This window comes from Sphingomonas sp. SAFR-052, assembly GCF_051965015.1.
Taxonomy (GTDB): Bacteria; Pseudomonadota; Alphaproteobacteria; order Sphingomonadales; family Sphingomonadaceae; genus Sphingomonas.
This window is the reverse complement of record NZ_JBQCMO010000008.1, coordinates 35,128-60,625: the sequence shown is the minus strand read 5'-3', so window position 1 is coordinate 60,625 and position 25,498 is coordinate 35,128. Positions and strand designations below refer to the sequence as shown.

Genomic DNA, 25,498 nt, shown 5'->3' with positions numbered 1-25,498 from the left:
AGGGGGGTGTCGGCACACGGAGCGGTCGCGTTGCGAGGCGATCCCCCTCCACCACCGCTTCGCGGCGGTCCCCCTCCCCGTGCCGGGGAGGATTTAGGACCTTGCATATTCCTGCGTGCCTTCGGTCAGGACGATGTCCTCGGGCAGGATTTCGTCGACCGCGATCTCGCGCTGGTCGCGGATCGCTTCGTACACCGGGGCGAAGTCGGTCTCGACGGTCAGGCGCAGCAGTTCGTCGAAGCTGGGGATGACGAAATAGGTTTGCTGGAAATCGTCGATCCGGTAATCGGTGCGCATGACCCGGGCGAGGTCGAGCATGATCCGGTTGGGGCTGGGATCGTCCAGCGAGAAACGGGTTTCGGAGGCGCTCGACACGATGCCCGCGCCGTAGATGCGCAAGCCCTCCGCCTCCTGCACCAGCCCGAATTCGACCGTGTACCAGTAGAGCCGCGCCAGTTGCTTGAGCGACCCCAGTTCGAGCGCGCGCAGGCCGCCGCGGCCGTATGCCGCGAGGTAATCGGCGAACACCGGATCGGCGAGCATCGGCACGTGGCCGAACACGTCGTGAAAGACGTCGGGTTCCTGCAGATAATCGAGCTGGTCGGGGCGACGGATGAAGTTGCCGGCGACGAAGCGGCGATTGGCCATGTGGGTGAAGAACACGTCGTCGGGGACCAGCCCCGGCACCGCGACGACGCGCCAGCCGGTCAGCGCCTCCAGCCGGTCCGACAGTTCCTCGAAATCGGGAATGCCGGATTCGGACAGTTTCAGCGCATCCAGCCCGCGCAGAAACGCATCCGACGCGCGGCCGGGCAGCAGTTGCATCTGCCGCGCGTACAGCGTGTCCCAGGTGGCGTGATCCTCGGCACTATAGGCGTCCCAGCCCTGCGGGATCGTCCAGTCGGCATTGGCGCCCTCGGGCGGGCGGTCGAGCACATGGGTATCGCTGGCCATCCACAGATAGTAGCATGGGAAACGATGCTACGGAAATGGTCCCTTCGATTGTGCGGTCTGGTCGGCGCCGTGCTGCTGGTCGTGCTCGGCTATTTCGCGGCCGGGCTGATCGGCGGGGCGGTTCCCGCCGGATCAAGCGCGATGCTGCCCGAACGGGGCATCCGCATCTATGTCGAGGATAATGGCATCCATACCGGCATCGTCCTGCCCAAACATGCCGCCGGCCAGTCGTTCGACGATCTGGTACGGGCGGGCGATCTGGCCGATCCGCGCTATGCCGGCCATGGCTGGCTGTCGATCGGCTGGGGCGAGCGGGGCTTCTATCTCGGCACGCCGACATGGGCCGATGTGAAGCCCGCCACGATCCTTGCCGCCGCGACCGGCAGCGATGCGGTGGTGATGCATGTCGGGCATCTCCCCGAGCCGGTCGGCGAGCCCGGCGTCTATCCGGTGACGCTGTCGCCTGATCAGTTTCGGCGGTTGGTCGCGTTCATCCGTGCGAGCTTCGCCAAGGGGCAGCCGGTGCATGGCTATGGCCCGAGCGATGCCTTCTACGTCGCGCGCGGGCGATACAGCGCGGTCAACACCTGCAATGCGTGGACCGGTGCGGCGCTCAGGGCGGCAGGCGTGCCGATGGGGGCGTGGACGCCGTTCCCGGTGACGGTTACGTCGTGGCTATGACCAGCCTCACGCCGCCGCCGATCGGACGCTTCGTGATCGAAACGCCGCGTGCCGCGATCGCGTTGGCCGGCGTGCCGTTCGGGTGGCGACGGGCGCTGGCGGGGGCGCCGCGGGCGAATGGCGAGCCGGTGATGCTGCTGCCCGGACTGTTCAACAGCGACCGGTCGAACACCCTCCTGCGCCGATACCTGCGGGCGCTCGGCCATGATGCGCATGGCTGGGAATTGGGGCGCAATTTCGGGCAGCGCAGCATCGGGCCGGACGGCGCCGACCTGTTCGCGCGGATCGATGCCGTCGCGCAGGCGAGCGGGCGGCCGGTGGCGCTGGTCGGGGTCAGCCTGGGCGGGATCATGGCGCGCTTCGCCGCGCACCGCCGCCCCGACCTGGTCGAACAGGTGGTGACCGTCGCCAGCCCCTATGCCGGGCCGGCGCGGTCGACGCACGTCTGGCGGCTGTACGAATGGATCAGCGGTGAATCGGTCGACGATCCGGCGGTGCTGGCGCTGGCAGAGGAGGTCCGCCGCCCCCTGCCCGTCCCCGCCACCGCGATCTGGAGCGCGAGCGACGGGCTGGTCAACGGCATGGGTTGCCATGTACCGGGCGAACCGGGCTGCCGCGCGGTCGAGGTGGTGAGCAGCCATTATGGCGTGCAGACCCGGCTGGTGGTGCTGCGCAAGGTGGCGGAGGCGCTGGCGGGCAATCGGTAGGGTTCGGCTCGCCACATCTACGTCACCCCAGCGCAGGCTGGGGTCTTTCGCGGCTCCTGTCCCGACCTGCTATCGGGAGACCCCAGCCTGCGCTGGGGTGACGTTACTTGCGCGATAGCACGGACTCAATCGTCGTCGCGGTCGCGCTCGCGCCGACGCCGCGCTTCTTCCTTGCGCATCTCGCGGCCTTCGCGGGCTTCCTTCTTGCGCATCTTGCGGCCGTAATTGCGGTCGGCTTCCGACTGGCTGGTCGTCGTCCAGTCGACCACCTGCGCACCGGCACGGACCGGCGCGGTCGCGACGTTCCATACGGTGCTGACACAGCCCCCGGTCAGCGGCGCCAGCGCCAGCATCACCCACCCCAATCGCATGCGTCGTCCTTCAATATGGTTTGTCGCGGTTCTGCGACCCGATTAGCGGGAAATCGGTGAAGAAACCATCGACACCGGCGGCAACCGCATCGGCGATCTCCTGCCCCACCCGGCCATGGACTTCCGGACCGCCGGGTACGCGATAGGCTTCGGGCAGGAAGGTGTTTTCGGCACGATAGGTCCATGGGTGGACGCGCAGGCCCGCACCATGCGCGTCATGGACCAGCGGCTTGCCCGCCCCCACCATCGACTTGTTCGGCCCGATCCCGAAGGCATAGGTCGCAACCGTCCGAAGCCCCGCCGGGGTCGCCATCGTCGCATAGCTGTCGACGGCGCGGTCGGCCGGGCCGCCCTCCGCATCCATCAGCTGGATCAGGCGGATGCCGGTCAGCTTCTTCAACGCCTTCAGGTTGTTCACCTCGAACGACTGGATGAACACCGGGGCGTCGACGCGATCCCAGCCGGCGGCGCACAGTTCGGCGACGAGGCGCGCCTCCACCGGATGGCCGATCGAGGCGAAATAGCTGGGATGCTTGGTTTCGGGATAGATGCCGATCGTACGCCCGGTCTGCGCACTGGCACGCTTGGCGAGGGCGATCACCTCGGCCAGCGTCGGGATCGGCTGCTGCCCGTCATAGCGGGTGTTGTCGGGGCGAAGCTGGGGCAGGCGTTCCTTCGCGCGCAGCGTGCGCAATTCGGCAAGGGTGAAATCCTCGGTGAACCAGCCGGTGACCTGTTCGCCGTCGATCGTCTTGGTCGTACGGCGGGCGGCGAATTCGGGATGGTCGGCGACGTCGGTGGTGCCCGAAATCTCGTTTTCATGGCGGGCAACGAACACATCGTCCTTGGTCAGCACCAGATCGGGTTCGATGAAGTCGGCGCCCTGTTCGATCGCCAGTTCGTACGCGGCGAGCGTGTGTTCGGGGCGCGATCCGCTGGCGCCGCGGTGTGCGATCACGATCGGTGTCGCGTCGAGCGGTCGTTCGTCTGCCATCGCACCTGCTCCCAATACCGCCGCCAACATCATTCCCAGCATCTGCGATCCCTTCGCAAGAGGAAACGGTTTCGATCGCGAACGTTAGCCGCATTGACCAACGGAGCGCCGACCCATGCATTTCACCATCAACGGCCAGCCGCATCAGGCGGAGGTGGATATTCGCACCACCCTGCTCGACCTGCTGCGCGAACATCTCTCGCTCACCGGCAGCAAGAAGGGCTGCGACCATGGCCAATGCGGGGCGTGCACCGTGCTGGTGAACGGCCGCCGCATCAATTCCTGCCTCACGCTCGCCGTGATGCATCAGGATGACGAGATCGTGACGATCGAGGGATTGGGTACGCCTGACAAGCTGCACCCGCTCCAGGCAGCGTTCGTCAAACATGACGGGTTCCAGTGCGGCTATTGCACGCCGGGGCAGATTTGTTCGGCGGTCGGCATGCTGGACGAAGTCGAGAAGGGCTGGCCGAGCCATGTCAGCGCCACGCTCGACGATCCCGATTTCACCGATGACGAAATCCGCGAACGGATGAGCGGCAATCTGTGCCGCTGTTCGGCCTATCCCAACATCGTCGATGCGATCCGCGAGGTCGCCGACGCCAAGCAACCGGCACAGGCGGAGGCAGCGGAATGAAACTGTTCGACTATGCCAAGGCCGACAGCGCCGAAGCCGCCACGCGCGAAGGCGCGGTCCGCGACACCAAATTCATCGCCGGCGGGACCAACCTGCTCGACCTGATGAAGCTGCAGGTCGAAACGCCCGCACGGCTGGTCGATATCAGCCGCCTGCCGCTGACCGATATCGAGGAGATCGATGGCGGCGGGGTGCGGATCGGCGCGCTGGTGCCCAATTCCGACCTCGCGGCCGATCCGATCATCCGCGAACGCTATGAAGTGCTCAGCCGCGCGCTGCTGGCCGGCGCATCGGGGCAGTTGCGCAACAAGGCGTCGACCGGCGGCAACCTGCTGCAACGCACCCGCTGCTATTATTTCTACGAGACGGCGGCACGCTGCAACAAGCGGGTGCCGGGGTCGGGCTGCGACGCGCAGGACGGGTTCAACCGCATCCTCGCCGTGCTGGGCACCAGCGAGCATTGCATCGCGACGCATCCGAGCGACATGGCGGTGGCGATGCGCGCGCTCGACGCGACGATCGTAACGCTGGGCGGTGATGGCGAGCGGCGGCGTATTCCGATCGGTGACTTCTATCGCCTGCCCGGCGACACGCCCGATATCGAGAATGTGCTGCGCGCCGGCGAACTCATCACCCATGTCGAACTGCCACCGGCGCCGGCGGGCAAGCAGACCTATCGCAAGGTGCGCGACCGCGCCTCCTACGCGTTCGCCTTGGTCTCGGTCGCCGGCATCGTTTCGGTCGACGACGGGAAGATCGCTTCGGCCCGTTTGGCGTTCGGGGGACTTGGGCCCATGCCGTGGCGCGACACCGCCGTCGAGAACGCGCTGATTGGACAGGCACCGTCCGACACGCTGTTCGGCGAGGTTGCCGACCTGTTACTGCGCGATGCCAAGGGCTTTGGCAGCAACGATTTCAAGATCCCTCTGACCCGGCGCACGCTGATCGCGACGCTGCGGGAGTTGACCGCATGACCACCAACGCACTGCGCATGGACAAGCCGGTCGAGCAAAGCCTGCTCGATTCAGCCGTACAGGGGATTATCGGCAAGGGGATCGAGCGGATCGATGGCCCGCTGAAGGTCGCCGGACAGGCGACCTATTCGGCCGAGTACGATTTTCCGAACCTCGCCTACGGCTTTCTGGTCCGCGCGACCTTCCCGGCGGGTAAGATCACCTCGATCGATGCCGAAGGGGCGAAGGCGCTGCCGGGTGTCGTCGACGTCGTCGTCGACCTGAAGACCTTCATTCGCAACGCGCAGCAGGGCGGCGAGACGGAAGCGCCGACGCAAGGCGTCAAGGACGTCGCCTATTTCGGCGAGCCGGTCGCGATCGTCGTCGCCGAAAGCTATGAGATCGCGCGCGACGCCGCGCAGCTGGTCGTGGTGCGCTACGAACCGACCGAGGGCGTGTTCACCTTCGAGGATCAGGTCGGCACCGCCAAGAAGCCACCCGAAGGATCGATGCCGCCCTATCATAGCCAGGGCGATCTGGACGCGGCGATGGCCGATGCCGCGTTCACGATCGACGATGTGTGGCGGACGCCGTCGCAGAATTCGGCGGCGATGGAGCCGCATGCCTCGATCGCGCTGTGGGACGAGGACGGGCTGACCCTCTACGGTTCGCTGCAGATGCCGTCGTCGGACAAGCAGCAGCTCGCCAAGTCGCTGGGCGAGCGGCAGGCGAAGGTGCGGATCGTCGCGCGCTATATTGGTGGCGGCTTCGGGTCGAAGCTGGGCATTTCGCCGGATACGGTGGCGACCGCGATCGCGGCGAAGGCGGTCGGACGGCCAGTCAAGACGGTGATGACCCGCCAGCAGGTGTTCGATGCCACGGTTCGCCGCTCGAACACGCAGCAACGCTTCCGCCTTGCCGCCGATGCCGAAGGCAAGCTGACCGGCATCGGGCATGAGACGCTGTGTTCGAACCTGCCGGGCGAGGGCTATTTCGAGCCGGCGGGTCAGGCGACGCAATTCCTCTATGGCGGCGAGAACCGGGTCATCAAGCACGATCTGGTCGAGCTGAACCGCACCCTGTCGGGATCGATGCGCGCGCCGGGCGAGGCGGTCGGGCTGCTGGTGCAGGAAAATGCGATGGACGAGCTGGCCGAGAAGATCGGCATCGATCCGATCGAACTGCGCCGCATCAACGATCCCGCGAAGGACCCGCAAAAGGACATTCCCTATTCGACACGCTCGCTGACCCGCTGCCTCGACGCAGGCGCCAAGGCGTTCGGCTGGGAGGAGCGCAACAAGACGCCCGGGGCCAAGCGCGACGGCGACTGGCTGATCGGGCACGGCATGGCGGCGACGACCCGCACCAACATGCTGCAACCCAGCGAAGCGCAGGTATCGATCGGTCCCGACGGCCGCGCGCTGGTCGAAACCGACATGACCGATATCGGCACCGGCACCTATACCATCCTGGCGCAGATCGCAGGCGAGATGCTCGGCCTGCCCATCGAGCGGGTGGCAGTGAATCTCGGCGATACCAAGTCGCCGCCGGGTGCCGGATCGGGCGGTTCATGGGGTGCGGGCAGCAGCGGGTCGTCGGTCTATCTGGCGGCACAGGCGCTGCGGGAAAAGCTGGCCAAGGCGATGGGCGTCGAGGCGGACGAACTGACGCTCAAGGACGGCCACGCCATTGCCGGCAACCGCCGCGTCGCGATCGGCGAACTGGTCGGTGACGGCATCACTGCCACCGGATCGATCGAGCCGGGCAAGCAGGAAAAGGAAACGACGCAGGCAAGCTATGGCGCGCATTTCTGCGAGGTGAAGGTCCATGCCGTCACCGGCGAGGTCCGCGTGACGCGCTGGCATTCGACCTTCGAGGCCGGGCGCATCCTGAACCAGCAGACCGCGCGGTCGCAGTGCATCGGCGGCATCGTGTTCGGCATCGGCACCGCGCTGACCGAGGAAGCGGTCCATGACGACCGCGACGGGCGGATCGTCAACCACGACCTCGCCGAATATCATGTGCCGGTCCATGCCGATATTCCGCACATGGACATCGTGTTCCTCGACGATCGCGACCCTCACGCCAACCCGCTCCACGCCAAGGGGATTGGGGAGTTGGGCATCGGCGGTGCCGGCGCGGCGGTGACCAACGCGATCTACAACGCGACCGGCGTGCGGGTGCGCGATTATCCCGCGACATTGGACAAGCTGCTGGAGGGATTGCCGGCGGTGTAACTCCTCCCCGCTCCGCGGGGACGGGGACCGCCTCCGAAGGCGGTGGTGGAGGGGGTTCGCCTCGCAACGCAGCGGTTCCGACCGCGGCACGCCCCCTCCACCATGCTGCGCATGGTCCCCCACCCCGTGCCGGGGAGGATTTAGGCGGTAAAAAGCCTTGTTCGCGTTTGCGGCATCCCCACCTGTCATGTATCGAGCACGCAAACCCAGACGAACCGAGCGAGCACCATGGCCGAATTCCGTTTGCCCAAGAATAGTCGCATTACCAAGGGCACGACCCACAAGGCATCGACGTCGGGCCGGATCAAGAAGTTCAAGGTCTATCGCTACGACCCGGATTCGGGCCAGAATCCGCGCTACGACGATTTCGAGATCGATCTCGATGAATGCGGCCCGATGGTGCTCGATGCGCTCATCAAGATGAAGTCGGAGCAGGACCCCTCGCTCACTTTCCGCCGTTCGTGCCGCGAAGGGATTTGCGGGTCGTGCTCGATGAACATCGACGGCCGCAACGGACTCGCCTGCACGACCGCGATCGAGGATATCAAGGGCGATATCCGCATCACCCCGCTGCCGCACATGGACGTCATCAAGGATCTGGTGCCGGACTTCACGCACTTCTACGCGCAGTACGCGTCGATCAAGCCGTGGCTGCAGACCGTGACCCCGGAACCCGCCGGCAAGGAACGGCTCCAGTCGCCGGAGGACCGCAACAAGCTCGACGGGCTGTACGAATGCATCCTGTGCGCCTGCTGCTCGACCTCGTGCCCGAGCTATTGGTGGAACAGCGACAAGTTCCTTGGCCCGGCGATCCTGCTGCAGGCCTATCGCTGGTTGGCCGACAGCCGTGACGAGATGACCGGCGAGCGGCTCGACGAGCTGGAGGATCCGTTCCGCCTGTATCGTTGCCACACGATCATGAACTGCGCGAATGTGTGCCCCAAGGGCCTGAACCCGGCCAAGGCGATCGCCGAGATCAAGAAGATGGAAGTCGAACGGATCATCTGATCCTTGCTTTTGTCTAACCCGCCCCGTTCGGTTCGAGCAGCTTCGAGCTTGTCGAGAAGCGCCTGTCGAGAACTCGCCGTTCGGGGCAACCCCTTCTCGACTTCGGTTCTCGACAGGCTCGAACCTGCGCTCGAAGCAAACGGGTGGGAGGTAGTGGACCGGGCGGACGCGATAGGGTGCGCGCCATGACCGTCCTCACCCGTTACGACAGCCTCGTCGCCGCCGGGGAACTCCGCCCCGACCCCGAACAGCGCGCTGCCGCCGAGCGCCTCTCGCGGCTAGCCGCCGAACTCGACTCACCGCCCAAGCGCGGTCTGTTCGCGCGCCTCACCGGCCGCGATGCCGTGCCTCCACGCGGCGTCTATCTATGGGGTGGCGTCGGGCGCGGCAAATCGATGCTGATGGACCTGTTCTACGACTGCGTCGCCGAACCGGCCAAACGCCGCGTCCATTTCCATGCCTTCATGATCGAGGTCCATGCCCGCCTCGCCACCGAACGCGCCAAGGAAGCCGGCAACCCGGTGCCGCCGGTCGCCGAGGCGCTGGCCAAGGACCTGAAGCTGCTCGCGTTCGACGAGATGGTCATCAACAACACCGCCGACGCGATGGTGCTGTCGCGGCTGTTCACCGAGATGATGACCCACGGCGTGACCATCATCGCGACCTCGAACCGCCCGCCGGTCGACCTGTACAAGGACGGGTTGCAGCGCGACAGCTTCCTGCCGTTCATCGCGCTGCTCGAAACGAACCTCGACGTGCTGCCGCTGAACGGCCCGACCGATTATCGCCGCGACCGGCTGGGCGCGGTCGATACGTGGCTGGTGCCCAACGGCCCGGCGGCGACCGAAGCCCTGTCGGCGGCGTTCTTCCGCCTGACCGATTATCCGGTCGAGGATGCGGCGAACGTGCCGTCATGCGATCTCGATATCGGTGGGCGGACGCTGCACGTGCCCAAGGCGCTGAAGGGCGTCGCCGTGTTCAGCTTCAAGCGGCTGTGCGGCGAGGCGCGAGGTGCGCCCGATTATCTGGAGGTCGCGCGGACCTTCCACACCGTCATTCTGGTTGGGATACCGATCCTGGGACCGGAGAACCGCAACGAGGCGGCGCGGTTCGTGACGTTGATCGATGCGCTCTACGAATATCGAGTGAAGCTGCTGGCGGCGGCGGACGCGCAGCCGGGCGACCTGTACCCGACGGGCGACGGGCGATTCGAATTCGACCGGACGATCAGCCGGCTGGAGGAAATGCGGTCGGAGGAGTATCTCGCCAAGGGGCATGGCGAGGGATAGCCGCTCTTACTCCTTCCTGCCCCCGTTTGCTTCGAGCGGAGGTTCGAGCCTGTCGAGAACCGAAGTCGAGAAGGGGTTGCCCAAAACACCGGCGTTCTCGACTGCTGCTTCTCGACTTCGCTCGAAGCTGCTCGAACCGAACGGGGTTGCAGCGGGACTCACCCCCGCCGCGCATCTGCCTTCTTCGTCCTGAGCGTCGCCGATGCCGCCGCCGGATCGTCGGGCCAGGGATGGCGGGGATAGCGGCCGCGCATTTCCTTCGACACGTCGCGCCACGACCCTGCCCAGAAGCCGGGCAGGTCGCGCGTCGTCTGGATCGGGCGGCCGGCAGGTGACGTCAGGCTGAGCGTCAGCGGCTGGCCCGCGACCATCGGATGCGCCGCGAGACCGAACAGCGCCTGCACCCGGAGCTCGACGCGCGGTCCCCCTTCGGCGGCATAGTCGATCGCGTGGCTCGACCCCGCCGGACTTTCGAACCGGGCCGGGGCAAGGCGGCGCAGTTGCTGCATCCAGTCCCAGCCCGCCACCTGCTCCAGCGCGTCATACAGCCCGGTCACCGCATCCAGCCGCCGCTTGCCGGTCAGAAGCAGTGGCAGCCAGTCATCTATGGTCGCGACCAGCGCCGCATCGCCCAGCGGATCGTCCTGCCCGAGCATCGCCGCGACATAGGCCGATCGCCGCCGCAACGTCTCCGCGCCCTCCCAAGACAGTAGCGACAGGTCGCGGCGCACCGCCTCGACCAATGCCGCCGCGATCTCATCGGGCGAAGCCGCTGCATCCGGCCCCGACGACAGTCGGATCGCACCCAGCCGACGTTCCCGCAACGCGATCACCCCGCGCGTGGCGGGATCGAAGGTCACGCTGCGCCGCGTTTCGATGCGGTCGCCGAACAATTGTTCGACCGTCGCCTGATCGATCGCCACCGCCGACAGGATGCGCGCGCCGGCCGCCTGCCCCTGCGTCTCGGCGACTGCCAGCCATTCGGCCGATCCGAGCGCGGCGGCTTCCAGCTTGAATCCGCGACCGCCGACCGAGGCCCAGCGCTCGCCCGACGCATCGCGGCGCCGGGCGATCCGGTCGGGAAAGGCCAAGGCAACGCTGCGCGCTATGGCGTCGGCGGGGGGATCCTCGACCCCCTTCACCAGCCGCCGCCATCGTTCCGCCAGCCGTCGCGCGGCATCGGCGCGCTGCCCGCGCTCGCTGCGCCAGCGACGACGGCGCTGGTCGAGATCGGTGTCGTTGCCGCCCAGCCCCCGCTCGCCGAGCAGCACTGCGACCTCAGCCGCCGCGCCGGCAAATCCCTGTTCGCCCGCGCGGATCAGCATATGCGCCAGCCGCGGCGACAGCGGCAGCGCGGCGATCGCGAGGCCATGTGACGTCGGGCGGCCATCGGAATCGATCGCATCGAGCGTCGCGAGACGCGCGCGCGCCTCCTCGATCGCAGCGACAGGCGGCGGGTCAAGCCAGCGCAGCGTCGTCGGGTCGGTAACGCCCCATTTGCTACATTCGAGCACCAGCGCCGACAGGTCGGCTTCCAATATCTCGGCCGGGTCGAAGCGCGGCAGCCCGGCGGTGGCGGCGGCTTCCCACAGGCGATAGGCGACGCCCGGCCCCTGTCGCGCGGCACGGCCGGCGCGCTGGGTGACGGCGGCCTGGCTTGCGCGTTCGGTGGTCAGCCGCGTCATCCCCGCCGCGCGGTCGTAGCGCGGGCGGCGGGCGAGGCCGCAATCGACGACGATCCGGATGCCGTCGAGGGTCAGCGAGGTTTCGGCGATGCTGGTCGCCAGCACGATCTTGCGCCGTCCCTGCGGATCGGGGGCGATCGCGGCGCGCTGTTCGGCCGGCAGCAGCGTGCCGTGCAGCCGGTGCAGCACCGCGCCGTCGGGCACGACGACGCGCTCGGCGGTGCGCTCAATCTCGGCGACACCGGGCAGGAAGGCGAGGATGCCGCCCTCTGCTTGCATGAGCGCGGTGCGGATCGCGGCGGCGACCGAATCCTCGATGCGCGCCCCGGCATTGCGCCCGATATGGCGCAGTTCCAATGGGTAGGACCTCCCTTCGCTCTCGATCACCGGCGCGTCGTCCATCAGCGCAGCGAAGCGTTCGCCGTCCAAAGTCGCCGACATGGCGAGGATGCGCAGGTCGGGGCGCAATGCCGCCTGCGCATCGAGCGCGAGAGCAAGGCCGAAATCGCTGTCGAGGCTGCGTTCATGGACCTCGTCGAACAGCACTGCCGACACGCCGGCCAGTTCAGGATCGGCCTGGATGCGGGCGACGAAGATGCCTTCGGTCATCACCGTGACCCGGGTCGCCGCCGACCGCTTGCTGTCCATGCGGGTGGCATAGCCGAAGGTCTGGCCGACGGGTTCGTTCGCGGTCGCGGCCATGCGCTCGGCGGCGGCGCGCGCGGCGATGCGGCGGGGGGACAGGAGCAGGATCTCGCCGGTGACCCATGGCTCGGCGAGCAGTGCCGGGGCGACGGCGGTGGTCTTGCCCGCGCCCGGCGGGGCGACGAGGACGGCGGAGGTACGGTCGCGCAACGTCTGGAGCAGATCGGGCAGGACGGCGTGGATGGGGAGCATGTGGGAGGCTCTAGCAATCCTCCCCGCCTGCGGGGAGGGGGACCGGCGAAGCTGGTGGAGGGGGATCGCCACATACGCTGCTGTTGCGTCTGCGGATGCCCCCCTCCACCATCCTTCGGATGGTCCCCCTCCCCACGGGGTGGGGAGGATTTAGAGGGTGTCGGGGTCGGGGCCGAGGCGCCCATCCTCGCGGTCCATCGCGTCGATTTGCGCGATCTGCTCCGCCGTCAGCTTCACCTTATCCGCCGCCAGATTTTCCTCGATCCGCGCTCGCGACGACGCCTTGGGGATCACGCCCAGCCCGGCCTGCAGATGCCAGGCGAGGATCACCTGCGCCGGGGTCGCGTCCACCGCGTCGGCGATCGCGACGATTGCCGGATCGGTCAGCAGCGTGCCCTGTCCCAACGGCGACCAGCTTTGCGTGACGATACCCAGCCGTTCATGCGCCGCCCGCGCCGCGCGCTGCTGGAAATGCGGATGCAGTTCGATCTGGTTGAGCGCAGGCACCACGCAGGTCGCATCGACGATCCGGTCGAGATGGTCGGGCGAGAAGTTCGACACGCCGATCGAGCCGACCCGCCCCTCCTCGCGCAACCGCACCAGCGCCTTCCACGTATCGACATAGCGGTCCTCCGACGGCATCGGCCAGTGGATCAGGAACAGGTCGATGCGCGGCAGCAGCGCGGCGCTCGCATCGAACGCTTTCAGGGCACCGTCATAGCCCATCGCGTCGCGCCACAATTTGGTGGTGACGAAGACGTCGCTGCCGCTGGTCGCTTCGCCGACACCGGCTTCGTTGGCGTAGAAGGCGGCGGTGTCGATCAGGCGGTAGCCGGCATCGATCGCCTCGCGCGACAGGCGGGCGGAATCTTGCGGGGGGACCTTGTAGGTGCCGTATCCGATCGCGGGGATGGAGCGGCCGTCGTTGAGGGGCAGGTCGGTCATGCGATTTCCGTGCGGTTGAAGGCGGTTGAAGGCGGTTGAAGGCGGTTGAAGGCGGTTGACTGCCAAAGGATGACGGCGCGATCCGTTCCCTGCGCCTCGTTGCCAACCGGTCGTGCTGAGTAGCCATCTCGACCTCGCTCGAGAGCTACTCGGACAACCGGAGGGGCTTGAGCATAGCCTCTTCCTCAGCCTTCACCCTTCCCCTCGCCCTCCGTTCGCTTCGAGCGAAGGTTCGAGCCTGTCGAGAACCGCAGTCGAGAAGGGGGTGCCCCAAGCGGGCCGTTCTCGACGGGCGCTTCTCGACAAGCTCGAAGCTGCTCGAACCGAACGGCAGGGCGAGCGGAAGGGAGCGGATATGCGTGTGGATGTAGGCGTGGAGAGCGGAGGGCGGAAGCGAGGCCGCCCCGGCCCCCGTTACCCCGTCGGCCGCCCGTCCGAATCCATCAGCACCTCGCGCCGGCCGACATGGTCGGGCCGCGACACCAGCCCTTCCTTTTCCATCCGCTCGATCAGCCGGGCCGCCGAATTATAGCCGACGCGCAACTGGCGCTGGAGCCAGCTGGTCGACGCCTTCTGGCTCTCCGCCACCAGCTGACACGCCTGGCGGAAGGTCTGTTCCTCGGGGCTGTCGTCGCCGGTCGGTGCGCCGTCGAGGCTGAAGCCGGCGTCGCCCTCGGGCTCGTTGACCACCGCGTCGATATAGTCGGGGGCGCCCTGCGAGCGCCAGAAGTCGGACACCGCCTGCACCTCGTCGTCGCTCACGAACGGACCGTGGACGCGGGCCAGCGCCTTGCCGCCGGGCATGTAGAGCATGTCGCCGCGGCCCAGCAGTTGCTCGGCACCCTGTTCGCCGAGGATGGTGCGCGAATCGATCTTCGACGTGACGTGGAAGCTGATGCGCGTCGGCAAATTCGCCTTGATGACGCCGGTAATGACGTCGACCGAGGGGCGTTGCGTCGCCATGATGAGGTGGATGCCCGCCGCACGCGCCTTTTGCGCGAGGCGCTGGATCAGGAATTCGACTTCCTTGCCCGCGGTCATCATCAGGTCGGCCAGTTCGTCGACAATCACCACGATCTGCGGCAGCGGCGTCAGGTCGAGCGTCTCTTCCTCATAGATCGGCGTGCCGTTTTCAGCGTCATAGCCGGTCTGCACCTTGCGGCCGAGCTTCTGCCCCTTGGCGATCGCAGCGCGGACCTTTTCGTTGAAGCTGGCGAGGGAGCGGACGTTGATCGACGCCATCATCCGATAGCGGTCCTCCATCTGCTCGACCGCCCATTTCAGCGCACGCACCGCCTTGGGCGGGTCGGTAACGACATCGGCCAGCAGGTGCGGGATGCCGCGATACATGCTGAGTTCGAGCATCTTCGGGTCGATCATGATCATGCGGCACTGGTCGGGGGTCAGCCGGTAGAGCAGCGACAGGATCATGCAGTTGAGGCCGACCGACTTGCCCGATCCGGTGGTACCCGCGACCAGCAGATGCGGCATGGGGGCGAGGTCGGCGACGACCGGATCGCCGGCAATATTCTTGCCGAGCACGATGGGCAGTTGCGCATTCTGATCGGCGAACGACTGGCTGGCGATCAGTTCGCGCAAAGACACCGTCTCGCGCCGCTGGTTGGGCAGTTCGATGCCGATCACGGTGCGGCCGGGAATGGTCGCGACGCGCGCGGAGATCGCCGACATGTTGCGGGCGATATCGTCCGCCAGCTGGATCACGCGGCTGGCGCGGATGCCGGGTTCGGGTTCGAGCTCGTACATCGTCACGACCGGGCCGGGCGCGACCTTCACCACCTGCCCCTTCACGTTGAAATCGTCGAGCACGCTTTCGAGCAGGCGCGAATTGCGTTCCAGCGCCGCCTTGTCGATCGACGGACCGCTCGATTCGGGCGGGGGGGCGAGCAGGTCGATCGCGGGCAGCGCAAAATTGTCGCGCCCTTCGCTGCTCGCCGGGCGCGGTGCGCTGGCGAGCGCCGGGGATGCGGCGCGTTCGGCGATGACCGGCGGGGCGCGGTTGTCGGGTTCGGCGACGCGGCGCGGCTGCGGCCGGGCGGGCGCGTCGTCCTCGTCATCTTCCTCGGTATCGGCGACGAAGCGGCTGGGCGCGGCATCGAACGGCGCATCATCGTCGTCATAGGCGACCTCGCCGGTGTCGGCATCGACCGCCCGTGCGCGCCGTTCGAACTTCGGCATGCGGAAGGTGCCGTCGGGGATCTCGATCGTCAGCCCCTTGGCCCAGCGCCAGATGCCGAACAGCCCGGTCGCCAGCGCCACGACGCGGATGATCCAAATTTCGATGTCGGGCTGGCCGATCATATGGATCAGCCCCTGCACCGCCGCCGCGACGCTCCAGCCGATCACCCCGCCATAGCCGGCGGGCAGCGACAATATCGCCTCTCCCGACACGAACGCCAGCGTCGCGCCCATCGCCAGCACGCCGATCAGGCAGTCGCGCACCATGCGCGGCCACGGCCCCACCGGCACATCGCGCCACAGCCGGACGCTGACGATCAGGCCCAGCGGCAACAGCATCGCCACCGGCACGCCGAACAGCGTCAGCAACAGATCGGCCAGATGCGCGCCCGGCGATCCCAGCTTGTTGGCGATCGGTCCCCCGGCGGCGGTGCTGAACGATGGGTCGGCCGAGGAATAGCTGACCAGCGCGATCGCGATCAGCAGCATGGCGACGAACAGCAACGTCGCCCCGATCATCGCGCCGCTGCGCCTCACGCCCGCCTTCATCGCGTCGCGCCACAACATCGGCTGCGCGTTCGTCGCCATTCGTTCCACCCTTGTTCGATACCGCCCCGATGTGCGCCGTGGCGGGCGGTGCCGTCAAGGCGGCGTTGCGGTGAACCGCACCACACCTTAAGTCGCGAAGGACACAGGTTATGGATGGGACGGGTTTCATGGCACAGGCGGACGTCATCATCCTCGGCGGCGGGCTGGTCGGCAGCACGCTCGGCGTATCGCTGGGGGTGCACGGCCTCAGTTCGATCATTCTCGATCCCGCCGACCCAGCCGTGACGCTGGCGCCAGGGTTCGACGGACGCGCCTCGGCAATCGCCAGCGCGACGCACCGCATGTTCGAGGCGATCGGCATCGCCGAGGGACTGGGCGACGAAGGCTGTCCGATCGCCGCGATCCGCGCGACCGACGGGCTGGAACCGGGCAAGCTCGACTTCATTCCCGATGCTGCCGACGATCCGGTCGGCGTCATGTATGAAAACAAGCGGTTGCGGCAGGCGATCTATGACGCGGCGGTTGCATCGCCGCTGGTCGACCTGCGCTACCGGGACCATGCGATCGACGTGCGGCGCGAGGCACAGGGCGTGACGGTAACGACGGCGGGCGGCGATACCCTCACCGCACCGCTGCTGATCGTGGCGGAGGGGCGCAATTCGCCGACGCGCGAGGCGGCGGGCATCCGCGTCGCGCGCTGGAGCTACGACCATGCCGCGATCATCACCACGCTCGGCCATGAAGAACCCCATGAGAATGTGGCCTATGAAATCTTCTATCCCGCTGGCCCGTTCGCGATCCTGCCGCTGAAGGATGACGAGCATGGCCATCGCTCGGCGATCGTGTGGACGGTCGATGCGAAGGACCGGCCGGCGATGCTGAAATTGTCCGACCGTGCCTTCCTTGCCGAAGCGTCGAAGAAGATGGGCGGGTTCCTTGGGACTTTGTCGAACCTGTCGGCACGGTCGAGCTATCCGCTGGGGTTCCACCATGCGGCGCGGATCACCGCCGATCGGCTGGTGCTGGTCGGGGACGCGGCGCACGGCATCCACCCGATCGCCGGACAGGGGCTGAACCTGGGCCTGCGCGACGTCGCGGCGCTGACCGAGGTGCTGGTCGAGGGCAAGCGCACCGGCCTCGACCTCGGCGATCCCTATCTGCTGGAGCGCTATCAGCGGTGGCGCGGGCTCGACACCTTTGCGGTGGCGCTGGCGACCGATGGTTTGACCCGACTGTTCGGCATTCCGGGCAAGGCGGCGAGCGCGGTGCGGCGTTTCGGGCTGTCGGCGGTCGATTCGATCCCGCCGCTCAAAGCCGCGTTCATGGCCGAGGCGCGCGGCGAGACCGGCAAGCTGCCGAAACTGTTGCAGGGGGTGACGGCGTAAGAGGCCGTTTCCTTCCCGCCCCATACGTCACCCCAGTGCAGGCTGGGGCCTCCCAGTTGGGAAACGGCGCGCCCTCCACGGGGAGACCCCAGCCTACGCTGGGGTGACGTTGATGGTAAGGGTGGCGGAGAAGGCGACTGCTTGCGCCCTACCAAGTTCCCCCGCCCGTCAACCCCGCCCGATACTCCGCGATCCGTCTGCGCGTCGCAGGGGTCGTCCCCGGCGGCAGCGCGTCGAGGGCGAACCACCCTGCCCCCGCGACCTCCAATGCATCGGCGCCGCGCAGCGTATCGGCCCCTGCCCGCGCGATATAGACGACGACATGATCGTCCTTGCCTTCGCGCCGGCTGTGATAGACGCCGAGCACCCGCTCGACCACAGCCCCTTCGATCGCGACCTCCTCGGCCAGTTCGCGGTGAAGCGCGTCGGCGATGCCCTCGCCCTTCTTCACGCCGCCGCCGGGCAAGTACCAGCCGTCGATATAGGTATGGCGGACCAGCGCGATCCGGTCGTCCGCATCCAGTAGCACCGCGCGGACGCCGATGGTCCGCGGGCGGGTGACGCGCCATATCAGTCGCGCCGCCTTGGCCAGCCATCGGTGGAGCAGCGCCATGCTATCGCCGCGTCGGTCCGCCTTTCTCGGCGACCGTCTCCGCATCGGCGGCGGCCGGTTCGCTCGCCGGGCGGATCATCAGGAAGCTGCCCGACCAGACGCCCGGAATGTCCCAGCGTCCGCTGATCTCGCAGCCATCCTCGCTCAGCATGCCGGAGTACACGACCATATCGGCATAGCCGACGCTGTCGTCGTAGAATTTGCTGAAGCTGATCCGCGCACCTTCGATGTGGCCGTCGATCGCCGCGGCGATCAGCGCGCCGGGCGGCTGCGAATACAGGTCGGGTTCGTGGATCGTGCCGACGATCGACCCGCCCAGATCGGCGATATCGGCCTCGAACGCGGTCGGCGGGTTGGTGTGCGGATAATTGAATATCCCGCTCCACTTGCCGCTCAGATCCCGGCTCACAACGCCCGCGCCGCTTCGACCAGCAGGACCGGCACCCCCCGGCGGATCGGAAAGGCAAGGCCGGCGGCAGTCGAGATCAGCTCTTGCCCGCCTTCGTCATAATCGAGTGGCGTCCGGGTGACCGGACAGACGAGGATCGACAACAGCCAGGGATCGATCGTCACCCCTTCGCGCGCGGTTTGTGCGGTCATTGCAGCGTCGCCTCTTCGTCATCGCCATGCCTGCCGAAGAATTGCATGAGCTGTACGATCAGTTCCGCGCGATCGGAAAGAGCGTCGACTTCGAGCAGCGCCTGCTTGGCCGCCACATCGAACGGGGCGATCTGGGCGATGCCGTTGACGAGGCTTTCGTCGTCGAGCCGCCCGACCGATTCCCAGTCGACCGCATAGCCTAGCCGGTCGGCGAAGCGCCGCGCCTCCATCTCCAGCGACGCGCGCTCGGCCAGTGCCAGCGTGGTATCGCCGACGACCGGCAGCAGCTCGGCCTCGACCTGGCGGAACGGGGTGGTCACATCGAGTTCGCGCAGCACGCGGAACCGCGACACCCCGCGCAGCACGATGTCGTAGCGGCCATCGGCCTGCGCCTCGACATCGACGATCTGCCCGACACAGCCGATATCGAACAGCGGCGGCCGGTCCGTCTCGCCGCCGACCGGGCGCGGCTGAATCATGCCGATGCGCCGGTCGCGGGCCAGCGCATCGGACACCATCGAGCGGTAGCGCGGCTCGAAGATATGCAGCGGCAAGTGCATGTTCGGAAACAGCAGCGCCCCCGCCAGCGGGAAGACGGAGACGCGCGCGCTCATCCGAACAGGATCGCCGACAGCTTGCGGCGCTGCTGCGACACCCACGGGTCCTCGAGCCCGACTGCCTCGAACAGCTTCAGCAACTGCTGCCGCGCGGCATCGTCGTTCCACGACCGATCGGCGGCGACGATCTTCAGCAGCGATTCGGCGGCACCGTCGCGATCGCCCGCCGCCATCTGCCCGCCGGCCAGTCGGAAGCGCGCGTCATGGTCGTCAGGGTTCGCCTCGACTTCGGCCTTCAGCCCGGCCAAATCGTCGACCGGCTGCGCATCGCGTGCCAGCGCCAATGCCGCACGGACCTGCTCGACCGCGGGCAGCTTCGCCGCATCCTCAGACAGCGCGTCGAGCGCCGCCTGTGCCGCATCATGCTCGCCCAGTGCCATCAGCGCGCGGAGCCGGCCGACCGCGACCGAGCCGCTATCGGGCGCGATGTCGGCGATCTGGTCGAAGATCGACAGCGCCCGTGCCGCATCGCCCTCGGCCAGCGCCTCCTCGCCCATCGCGATCAGCGGCTCGATGTCGGGGCCCGCTGCCGCGCCCGGCTGCACCGGCAACTGGCGCAGCAACTGGTCGAGCATCTGCTTCAACTGGCTCTCGGTCCGCGCCGAGGTCAGGTCGGCGACCAGCTGCCCCTGGAACATCGCATAGACGGTCGGGATCGAGCGGATCTGGAATTGCGACGCGATGAACTGGTTCTTGTCGGTATCGATCTTGGCCAGCACCACGCCCTTGTCGGCATAGGCCGCCGTCACCTTTTCGAGGATCGGGGTCAGCGCCTTGCACGGCCCGCACCATTCCGCCCAGAAATCGATGACGACGAGGCTCGTCATCGACGGTTCGACGACATCGCGACGGAACGCCTCCACGGCTTCCTTTTCCGGGGCGGTCAATCCTAGCGTGGCCAAGCGGCGATTCCTTATCCTGAAAGCGTCTACCCTATGTGGGCACGCCCGATGATTCAGAAAAGAGTGATTTAGGGGGTTGCGCGATCCGAAACCCCCATCTAATAGCCCGCCTCACCCCAGCCGGTCACCCGGTTCGGAACGCCAGAGCGGGCGTAGCTCAGGGGTAGAGCACAACCTTGCCAAGGTTGGGGTCGAGGGTTCGAATCCCTTCGCCCGCTCCAGTCTTCTCAAAGACTTGACGGCCGTGCCGCGGATGCGGATTAGAAAATCTGACACAGGGATTAGCGGGTCGTACGCTCGGTTGGCAAAAACCGCCGTGCATTGATCTTTGCCGGTCCGTTGCGTCCGATACGATCACCCGCTCATCTTCTCTCGAAAATCGGACAGCCCCGGAATAGCTTTGCCGATCGTGCGCAACGCGCATTCGCAGGGCCACGTCGCCAATGGTGCAGCGGCGCCGGGTAACGTGCGCAGTCGCGGGCGATCATGGGTTGGCGCGGACCGATCGCACGCCGGACGTCCTGTCTGAAAAAGCTACGCCACGACCGAACCGGAGGCAACGGCGCATGCGGACACACCATATGTCCGCAATATGCCGGAAACCGCCGACCGCGATTGGGGATGGGACAATCACCTAAAAATACTATAGGATTCCTATAGTGGAACCGGTACGACAGGGCCATGTTCACCGGGGGGTAAAACATGGCCTTTACAACTGATCGAATGACCGCGGCGCTGGAGGCTTTTCGCACCGATCGTGAAACCGATCAAAATATCTGGTCCGACTATTTCTTCGGACCGCATGGCCAGACCGGCATCGCCATGCCACTGGAAAAATCGGTCCACGAAAAGCTGCGGATGCTGCAGGACGCCCTTGCCGAACTCGGCCGCGTGCAAAAATCGCAATAGCACCGCGCGACGCCGTTCCGGCCTTTGCCGGAATGCAGAAGGTAACGACGCGCAACGCCAGGCTCTACCGATGCCTGGCAGCTCGCGCCCCAAATTCGCGCCACCCCCCGTAGTGAAATCGTAAGAGTATCGTCGGTAATTGTCGCAGAAGACCATGCAACCATCAGCGGTGCAACATGATGACAAGTCCACCTCCTGCCAGATGGAGGAACGGTAAACCATGACGGCGCGGAATGCATCACCGACCATAAGGCTATATGGGCTGGATGGACTTCGAGGTTTGATGTGCATCGGCATCGCACTTTACCATTATTTACCATATTATTTCACCGACGGCGATGCGCCCTATGATATCTCGCGCTACTTTGCGTGTTTCACGGACATATTTTTCGTGTTTGGCGGCTTCTTCGTCGGCAACGTGATTGAACGCAAAGACTATAGCCTGAACCTGTATCGTCAGTTCATCGTCGATCGGCTGGCCAGGCTGTATCCGCTGCATATCGCGACGCTCGGCTTCTATGCGGTAGTGGCGGCGGCGCTGGCCATGGGACTGGTTCAGCCGAAGAACCCGGATCGATATGATCCGACGTCACTGCTGCCCCATGTCACGCTGACGCACGGCTGGGGATTTGGTGAGTTCGCGACGTTCAATTACCCCAGCTGGGCGGTAAGTGCGATCTTCGGCTGTTGCCTGCTGCTTCCCACGCTCCGGCTGGTTCGACGTTCGTCGTCACGAAATCTCGTTCTGCTCGGCGTACTGATCGTCGCGCTGTTCGCCTGCTCCTATACGTCGGAACAATATGCGACCGGCATAACCCTGATCCAGCAAGAATCGCTCGGGATCATCCGGTGCATTCCGTCCTTCATCTTCGGCGTGCTCTTATCGCGCAATCGCGGCCTGAACGTTCCGAAGAGCGCAGCAATCGCGGCATTGCTGATCGCGCTCGCCATGCTGTTCGGGAGGGGCACGCCCGTTCATGGCGTCGAGCGACTATTGCTGGTCTATATTCTGGTATCGTCCGTGGTCGCGATCGACGCAGCGGGCATCAAGACGCCTCTCCACATGAGGTTGTTGCGGAGTATCGCAACCTATTCGTTCGGAATCTACCTGATCCACAGCATCATCGCCACGATCCTGTTCCAGCAATTGTCGCCGAAGATCGTCGGCACGGCGAACATCGCCTTTGGCGAGGCCAATCCGGTCGGCGCCCTGCTGTTCGTCGCCGCCGGACTGTTCCTTACCCTGCTGCTGGCGATGGTAAGCTACAGGACGGTCGAACCGTACGGCGCACGGCTGGTGCGCACCGCGTTGAGCCCGAAGACCAGCTGACCGGCGACAAGCCGCGAACCGAACCGCTCGCAGACGGACCCAAGTCGAACGGACGGTTAATCCCGTACTTTCCCGTCGCCCTGCTGCGCCGGCTGCGCTAGGGGCTGGCGGGTGGCGACGCAGGCACTTCAGCAACGGTTTTCCGCACAGAGCCCGCCGCCGCTGTCGCGCCGCCTGACGACGCTCGCGCTGGTCGTGGCGATCCATGCGCTGATCCTGTGGCTGTTGCTGCGGATCGCGCCGACGATGATGTCGCCGCCGCCCGGCGAGAAATCGCCGCTGGTCGTCGACATGCTGCCCGCCGATCGCGTTGCCCCTGCCGCCGCCCCGGCCAAGCAGGTCCAGCGCAAGGCCGCCGCCGGCAGCACCGCGACCGCGCCGCCGACCGCGACGGTCGCGCCGCCCCCCGACATTCCGCCGCCGCCGGTCCCGGCCGAGCGCCCCTCCGACGCCTGGTCGAAGGTCATTCCGATGACCGGCCGTGAATTCGCCCGCGCCGCAATCACGCCGGGCACGCGCGGTACCGAGGGCGTCGGCACCGGCAACGCGGCAGGCGACAGCGGCGATGGCGATGCGGAGGCCGATGCCGGCGGCGGCAGCGGCGGCGGCGAGCGGCTCTACGCCGCCGACTGGTATCGCCGCCCGACCCATGCCGAGCTGTCGACCTATCTGCCGCGGCGCTCGCAACCGGGCTGGGGCGAGGTCGCGTGCCGGACGATCCCCAACAACCAGGTGACCGATTGCCGCGAGATCGGCCAGTCGGCGAGCGGATCGGGCCTAGCGCGCGCGGTGCGGCAGGCGGCGTGGCAGTTTCGCATTTTGCCGCCGCGGGTCGGTGGTCGGCCGTTGGTAGGCAGTTGGGTTCGGATTCGCATCACCTATACCGATGCCGGTGCGGCGGTGGAGTGACGAGGCGACGCATCCTTGCCCTTCCCTCCCCCAGCGGCTAACCGACGGGCGTTTATCTCCCTCGCATTTCAGGTCGCTTCGCATGTCCGCATTGTTCCGCATCACCCTCCCCGACGGTGCCGTCCGTGAGGTGACGCCGGGCACTACCCCTGCCGACATTGCCGCTGCGATCTCGCCGGGTCTGCGCAAGGCGGCGATCGCGGCGCGGGTCGACGGGCAGGTGCGCGACCTGAACCGCCCGTTCGACGGCGACGCATCGCTGGCGCTGGTGACCGTCAAGGACGAAACGGATGCGCTCGAACTGCATCGCCACGACTTCGCGCACGTCATGGCCGAAGCGGTGCAGACGCTGTATCCGGGCACGCAGATCACCTTCGGCCCCGCGACCGAGGACGGCTTCTATTACGACTTCGCGCCCGCCCCGGGTCGTGGGCCGTTCACCGACGAGGATCTGCCGCTGATCGAGGCGGAGATGCGCAAGATCATCGCGCGTGGCGAGAAGTTCGAGCGCGAAGTGGTCACCCGCCAGCAGCTGATCGACCGCTGGAACAGCCAAGGCGAGACGTTCAAGGCCGAATGGGCCGCCGAACTGCCCGAGGGCGAGGAACTGACCATCTATCGCCAGGGCGAGTGGCTCGACATGTGCCGCGGCCCGCACCTCGAATCGACCGCCAAGCTCGATCCGGCGGCGTTCAAGCTGACGCGCGTGTCGGGCGCCTATTGGCGCGGCGACCAGAAGAACGCGATGCTCAGCCGCATCTACGGCACCGGCTGGCTGTCGAAGAAGCAGCTCGACGCGCATCTGACGCGGCTGGAGGAAGCCGCCAAGCGCGACCATCGCAAGCTGGGCGCGGAGATGGACCTGTTCCACCTCCAGTCCGAAGCACAGGGGTCGGTCTTCTGGCATCCCAAGGGCTATATGATGTGGCGGCAGCTGGAGGCGTATATGCGCCGCCGGCTCGACGCGCACGACTATCAGGAAGTGAAGACGCCGCAGCTGATGGACGCGCGGCAATGGGAACAGTCGGGCCATTGGGGCAAGTATCGCGAGAATATGTTCGTGGTGCCCGACGAAATCCCCAATACCGAGGACGAGGGCGCGATCGTCAGCGCCGATGCCGACATGATGGCATTGAAGCCGATGAACTGCCCGGCGCACGTCCTGATCTTTCGACAGGGGATCAAGTCGTATCGCGACCTGCCGATCCGCATGGCGGAATTCGGCTGCTGCCACCGCAACGAACCGCATGGCGCGCTGCACGGCATCATGCGCGTGCGCCAGTTCACGCAGGACGACGCGCATATCTTCTGCCGCGAGGATCAGTTGATCGAGGAAGTCCGCGACTTCTGCGAACTGCTCGACTCGGTCTATCGGGATCTGGGCTTCACCGATTATGCGGTGAAGCTGGCGCTGCGCCCCGACAAGCGCTTCGGATCGGACGAGATGTGGGACAAGGCCGAGGCGGAGCTGCGCGAGGCGGTGCTGTCGTCGAACCTGTCGGACGACATCAAGGCGAAGTTCGAGGAACTGCCGGGCGAAGGCGCCTTCTATGCCCCCAAGCTGGAGTTCCACCTGACCGACGCGATCGGGCGGACATGGCAGGTCGGCACGATCCAGTCGGACCGGGTGCTGCCCGAACGACTCGACGCGACCTATGTGGGCGAGGACGGCAATCGCCACCGCCCGGTGATGCTCCACCGCGCGATCCTCGGCACGTTCGAACGTTTCCTCGGCATCCTGATCGAACATCATGCCGGGCGCATGCCGATGTGGCTGTCGCCGGTACAGGCGGTGGTCGCGACGATCGTATCGGATGCCGACGACTATGCGAACGAGGTCGCGGCGGCGCTTAAGGCAGCGGGCATCCGCGTCGAAACCGACCTGCGCAACGAGAAGATCAACTACAAGGTCCGCGAACACTCGCTCGCCAAGGTTCCGGCGCTGGTCGTGGTCGGCAAGCGCGAGGCGGAGGAACGCACCGTCGCGCTACGGCGGCTGGGCAGTCAGGGGCAGTCGGTCATCGCGCTCGACGAACTGGTCGCGATGCTGTCGAACGAATCGCTGGCGCCCGATCTTGCGCGGAACCTTTCGTAATCGCGCAAGATTGACTATATAGGACTTTCGAACAC

General features: G+C 66.5%; 23 protein-coding genes and 1 tRNA gene. 13 read left to right on the top strand and 11 right to left on the bottom strand.

Translation table 11 applies throughout. The features are described 5' to 3' along the window. Positions 1-93: 93 nt before the first annotated feature. Positions 94-954 carry a phenylalanine 4-monooxygenase gene (phhA, locus tag ACTHQV_RS14405; protein ID WP_440491215.1) on the bottom strand — a complete coding sequence of 287 codons (861 nt, stop codon included), beginning with the start codon at positions 952-954 and terminating at the stop codon, positions 94-96. 48 nt (positions 955-1,002) lie between these two features. On the opposite strand from phhA, the gene ACTHQV_RS14400 reads away from it, so the two are divergent. Together ACTHQV_RS14400 and ACTHQV_RS14395 are read left to right on the top strand one after the other, a co-directional pair. Continuing rightward, the gene (locus tag ACTHQV_RS14400; RefSeq protein WP_440491214.1) at positions 1,003-1,635 is read left to right on the top strand and encodes a TIGR02117 family protein; all 633 of its coding nucleotides are present in this window, start codon (positions 1,003-1,005) and stop codon (positions 1,633-1,635) included. Then, positions 1,632-2,342, top strand: coding sequence for an alpha/beta hydrolase (locus ACTHQV_RS14395; RefSeq protein ID WP_440491213.1), 711 nt, complete (start codon positions 1,632-1,634; stop codon positions 2,340-2,342). Before ACTHQV_RS14400 ends, ACTHQV_RS14395 begins: the two co-directional genes overlap by 4 nt. 125 nt (positions 2,343-2,467) lie before the next feature. Here ACTHQV_RS14395 and ACTHQV_RS14390 read toward each other — a convergent pair whose 3' ends face one another. Together ACTHQV_RS14390 and ACTHQV_RS14385 are read right to left on the bottom strand one after the other, a co-directional pair. After that, on the bottom strand, positions 2,468-2,695 hold the full coding sequence (locus tag ACTHQV_RS14390; RefSeq protein WP_440491379.1) for a hypothetical protein: 228 nt from the start codon (positions 2,693-2,695) through the stop codon (positions 2,468-2,470). Positions 2,696-2,723: 28 nt separating this feature from the next. Further along, positions 2,724-3,707, bottom strand: a complete 984-nt coding sequence (locus ACTHQV_RS14385; protein ID WP_440491211.1) for a glycerophosphodiester phosphodiesterase — start codon at positions 3,705-3,707, stop codon at positions 2,724-2,726. Between the two features lie 115 nt (positions 3,708-3,822). Here ACTHQV_RS14385 and ACTHQV_RS14380 point away from each other — a divergent pair, with 115 nt between their 5' ends. The 5 genes from ACTHQV_RS14380 to zapE all read left to right on the top strand — a co-directional run bounded on the left by ACTHQV_RS14380 (position 3,823) and on the right by zapE (position 9,831). Next, the gene (locus tag ACTHQV_RS14380) at positions 3,823-4,344 is read left to right on the top strand and encodes a 2Fe-2S iron-sulfur cluster-binding protein (RefSeq protein ID WP_440491210.1); all 522 of its coding nucleotides are present in this window, start codon (positions 3,823-3,825) and stop codon (positions 4,342-4,344) included. Then, positions 4,341-5,318: an FAD binding domain-containing protein gene (locus tag ACTHQV_RS14375; RefSeq protein WP_440491208.1), complete on the top strand. Its 978-nt coding sequence runs from the start codon at positions 4,341-4,343 to the stop codon at positions 5,316-5,318. The genes ACTHQV_RS14380 and ACTHQV_RS14375 overlap by 4 nt, the downstream gene beginning before the upstream one ends. Continuing rightward, positions 5,315-7,534 (top strand): molybdopterin cofactor-binding domain-containing protein, encoded by a 2,220-nt coding sequence (locus ACTHQV_RS14370; RefSeq protein WP_440491206.1) that lies wholly within the window; start codon positions 5,315-5,317, stop codon positions 7,532-7,534. Before ACTHQV_RS14375 ends, ACTHQV_RS14370 begins: the two co-directional genes overlap by 4 nt. Before the next feature lie 228 nt (positions 7,535-7,762). Beyond that, on the top strand, positions 7,763-8,542 hold the full coding sequence (locus tag ACTHQV_RS14365) for a succinate dehydrogenase iron-sulfur subunit (protein ID WP_440491204.1): 780 nt from the start codon (positions 7,763-7,765) through the stop codon (positions 8,540-8,542). Between the two features lie 185 nt (positions 8,543-8,727). Then, positions 8,728-9,831 carry a cell division protein ZapE gene (gene zapE, locus ACTHQV_RS14360; protein ID WP_440491203.1) on the top strand — a complete coding sequence of 368 codons (1,104 nt, stop codon included), beginning with the start codon at positions 8,728-8,730 and terminating at the stop codon, positions 9,829-9,831. Positions 9,832-9,989: 158 nt separating this feature from the next. Here the strand turns inward: zapE and hrpB are convergent, their stop codons facing one another. The 3 genes from hrpB to ACTHQV_RS14345 all read right to left on the bottom strand — a co-directional run bounded on the left by hrpB (position 9,990) and on the right by ACTHQV_RS14345 (position 16,142). Continuing rightward, a complete protein-coding gene (gene hrpB / locus ACTHQV_RS14355; RefSeq protein WP_440491201.1) occupies positions 9,990-12,413 on the bottom strand; it encodes an ATP-dependent helicase HrpB in 2,424 nt (807 codons plus the stop codon). Between the two features lie 150 nt (positions 12,414-12,563). Then, positions 12,564-13,358: an aldo/keto reductase gene (locus ACTHQV_RS14350; RefSeq protein ID WP_440491199.1), complete on the bottom strand. Its 795-nt coding sequence runs from the start codon at positions 13,356-13,358 to the stop codon at positions 12,564-12,566. A gap of 414 nt (positions 13,359-13,772) precedes the next feature. Next, positions 13,773-16,142: a DNA translocase FtsK gene (locus ACTHQV_RS14345; RefSeq protein ID WP_440491197.1), complete on the bottom strand. Its 2,370-nt coding sequence runs from the start codon at positions 16,140-16,142 to the stop codon at positions 13,773-13,775. A 128-nt stretch (positions 16,143-16,270) separates the two neighbouring features. On the opposite strand from ACTHQV_RS14345, the gene ACTHQV_RS14340 reads away from it, so the two are divergent. Continuing rightward, the gene (locus ACTHQV_RS14340; protein WP_440491378.1) at positions 16,271-17,488 is read left to right on the top strand and encodes a UbiH/UbiF/VisC/COQ6 family ubiquinone biosynthesis hydroxylase; all 1,218 of its coding nucleotides are present in this window, start codon (positions 16,271-16,273) and stop codon (positions 17,486-17,488) included. A gap of 148 nt (positions 17,489-17,636) precedes the next feature. Here ACTHQV_RS14340 and ACTHQV_RS14335 read toward each other — a convergent pair whose 3' ends face one another. From ACTHQV_RS14335 to ACTHQV_RS14315, 5 genes are read right to left on the bottom strand one after another with little or no spacing between them, the layout of a single operon-like run. Then, on the bottom strand, positions 17,637-18,101 hold the full coding sequence (locus tag ACTHQV_RS14335) for an NUDIX domain-containing protein (protein WP_440491195.1): 465 nt from the start codon (positions 18,099-18,101) through the stop codon (positions 17,637-17,639). 1 nt (position 18,102) lies between these two features. Continuing rightward, positions 18,103-18,510, bottom strand: a complete 408-nt coding sequence (locus ACTHQV_RS14330) for a hypothetical protein (protein ID WP_440491194.1) — start codon at positions 18,508-18,510, stop codon at positions 18,103-18,105. Beyond that, positions 18,507-18,701: a Trm112 family protein gene (locus ACTHQV_RS14325; protein WP_440491193.1), complete on the bottom strand. Its 195-nt coding sequence runs from the start codon at positions 18,699-18,701 to the stop codon at positions 18,507-18,509. Before ACTHQV_RS14325 ends, ACTHQV_RS14330 begins: the two co-directional genes overlap by 4 nt. Then, a complete protein-coding gene (locus ACTHQV_RS14320) occupies positions 18,698-19,315 on the bottom strand; it encodes an LON peptidase substrate-binding domain-containing protein (RefSeq protein WP_440491191.1) in 618 nt (205 codons plus the stop codon). The genes ACTHQV_RS14325 and ACTHQV_RS14320 overlap by 4 nt, the downstream gene beginning before the upstream one ends. Then, positions 19,312-20,220 carry a tetratricopeptide repeat protein gene (locus tag ACTHQV_RS14315; RefSeq protein ID WP_440491189.1) on the bottom strand — a complete coding sequence of 303 codons (909 nt, stop codon included), beginning with the start codon at positions 20,218-20,220 and terminating at the stop codon, positions 19,312-19,314. The genes ACTHQV_RS14320 and ACTHQV_RS14315 overlap by 4 nt, the downstream gene beginning before the upstream one ends. 146 nt (positions 20,221-20,366) lie before the next feature. On the opposite strand from ACTHQV_RS14315, the gene ACTHQV_RS14310 reads away from it, so the two are divergent. The 5 genes from ACTHQV_RS14310 to thrS all read left to right on the top strand — a co-directional run bounded on the left by ACTHQV_RS14310 (position 20,367) and on the right by thrS (position 25,463). Then, positions 20,367-20,441 (top strand) — tRNA-Gly (locus ACTHQV_RS14310). A gap of 502 nt (positions 20,442-20,943) precedes the next feature. Further along, complete coding sequence (locus ACTHQV_RS14305) at positions 20,944-21,129, top strand: hypothetical protein (RefSeq protein ID WP_440491188.1); 186 nt, start codon at positions 20,944-20,946, stop codon at positions 21,127-21,129. Between the two features lie 220 nt (positions 21,130-21,349). Then, positions 21,350-22,459, top strand: coding sequence for an acyltransferase family protein (locus ACTHQV_RS14300; protein ID WP_440491187.1), 1,110 nt, complete (start codon positions 21,350-21,352; stop codon positions 22,457-22,459). 111 nt (positions 22,460-22,570) lie between these two features. Continuing rightward, positions 22,571-23,368, top strand: coding sequence for a hypothetical protein (locus tag ACTHQV_RS14295; RefSeq protein WP_440491185.1), 798 nt, complete (start codon positions 22,571-22,573; stop codon positions 23,366-23,368). 82 nt (positions 23,369-23,450) lie between these two features. Then, positions 23,451-25,463 carry a threonine--tRNA ligase gene (gene thrS / locus ACTHQV_RS14290; RefSeq protein WP_440491184.1) on the top strand — a complete coding sequence of 671 codons (2,013 nt, stop codon included), beginning with the start codon at positions 23,451-23,453 and terminating at the stop codon, positions 25,461-25,463. Positions 25,464-25,498: the final 35 nt, after the last annotated feature.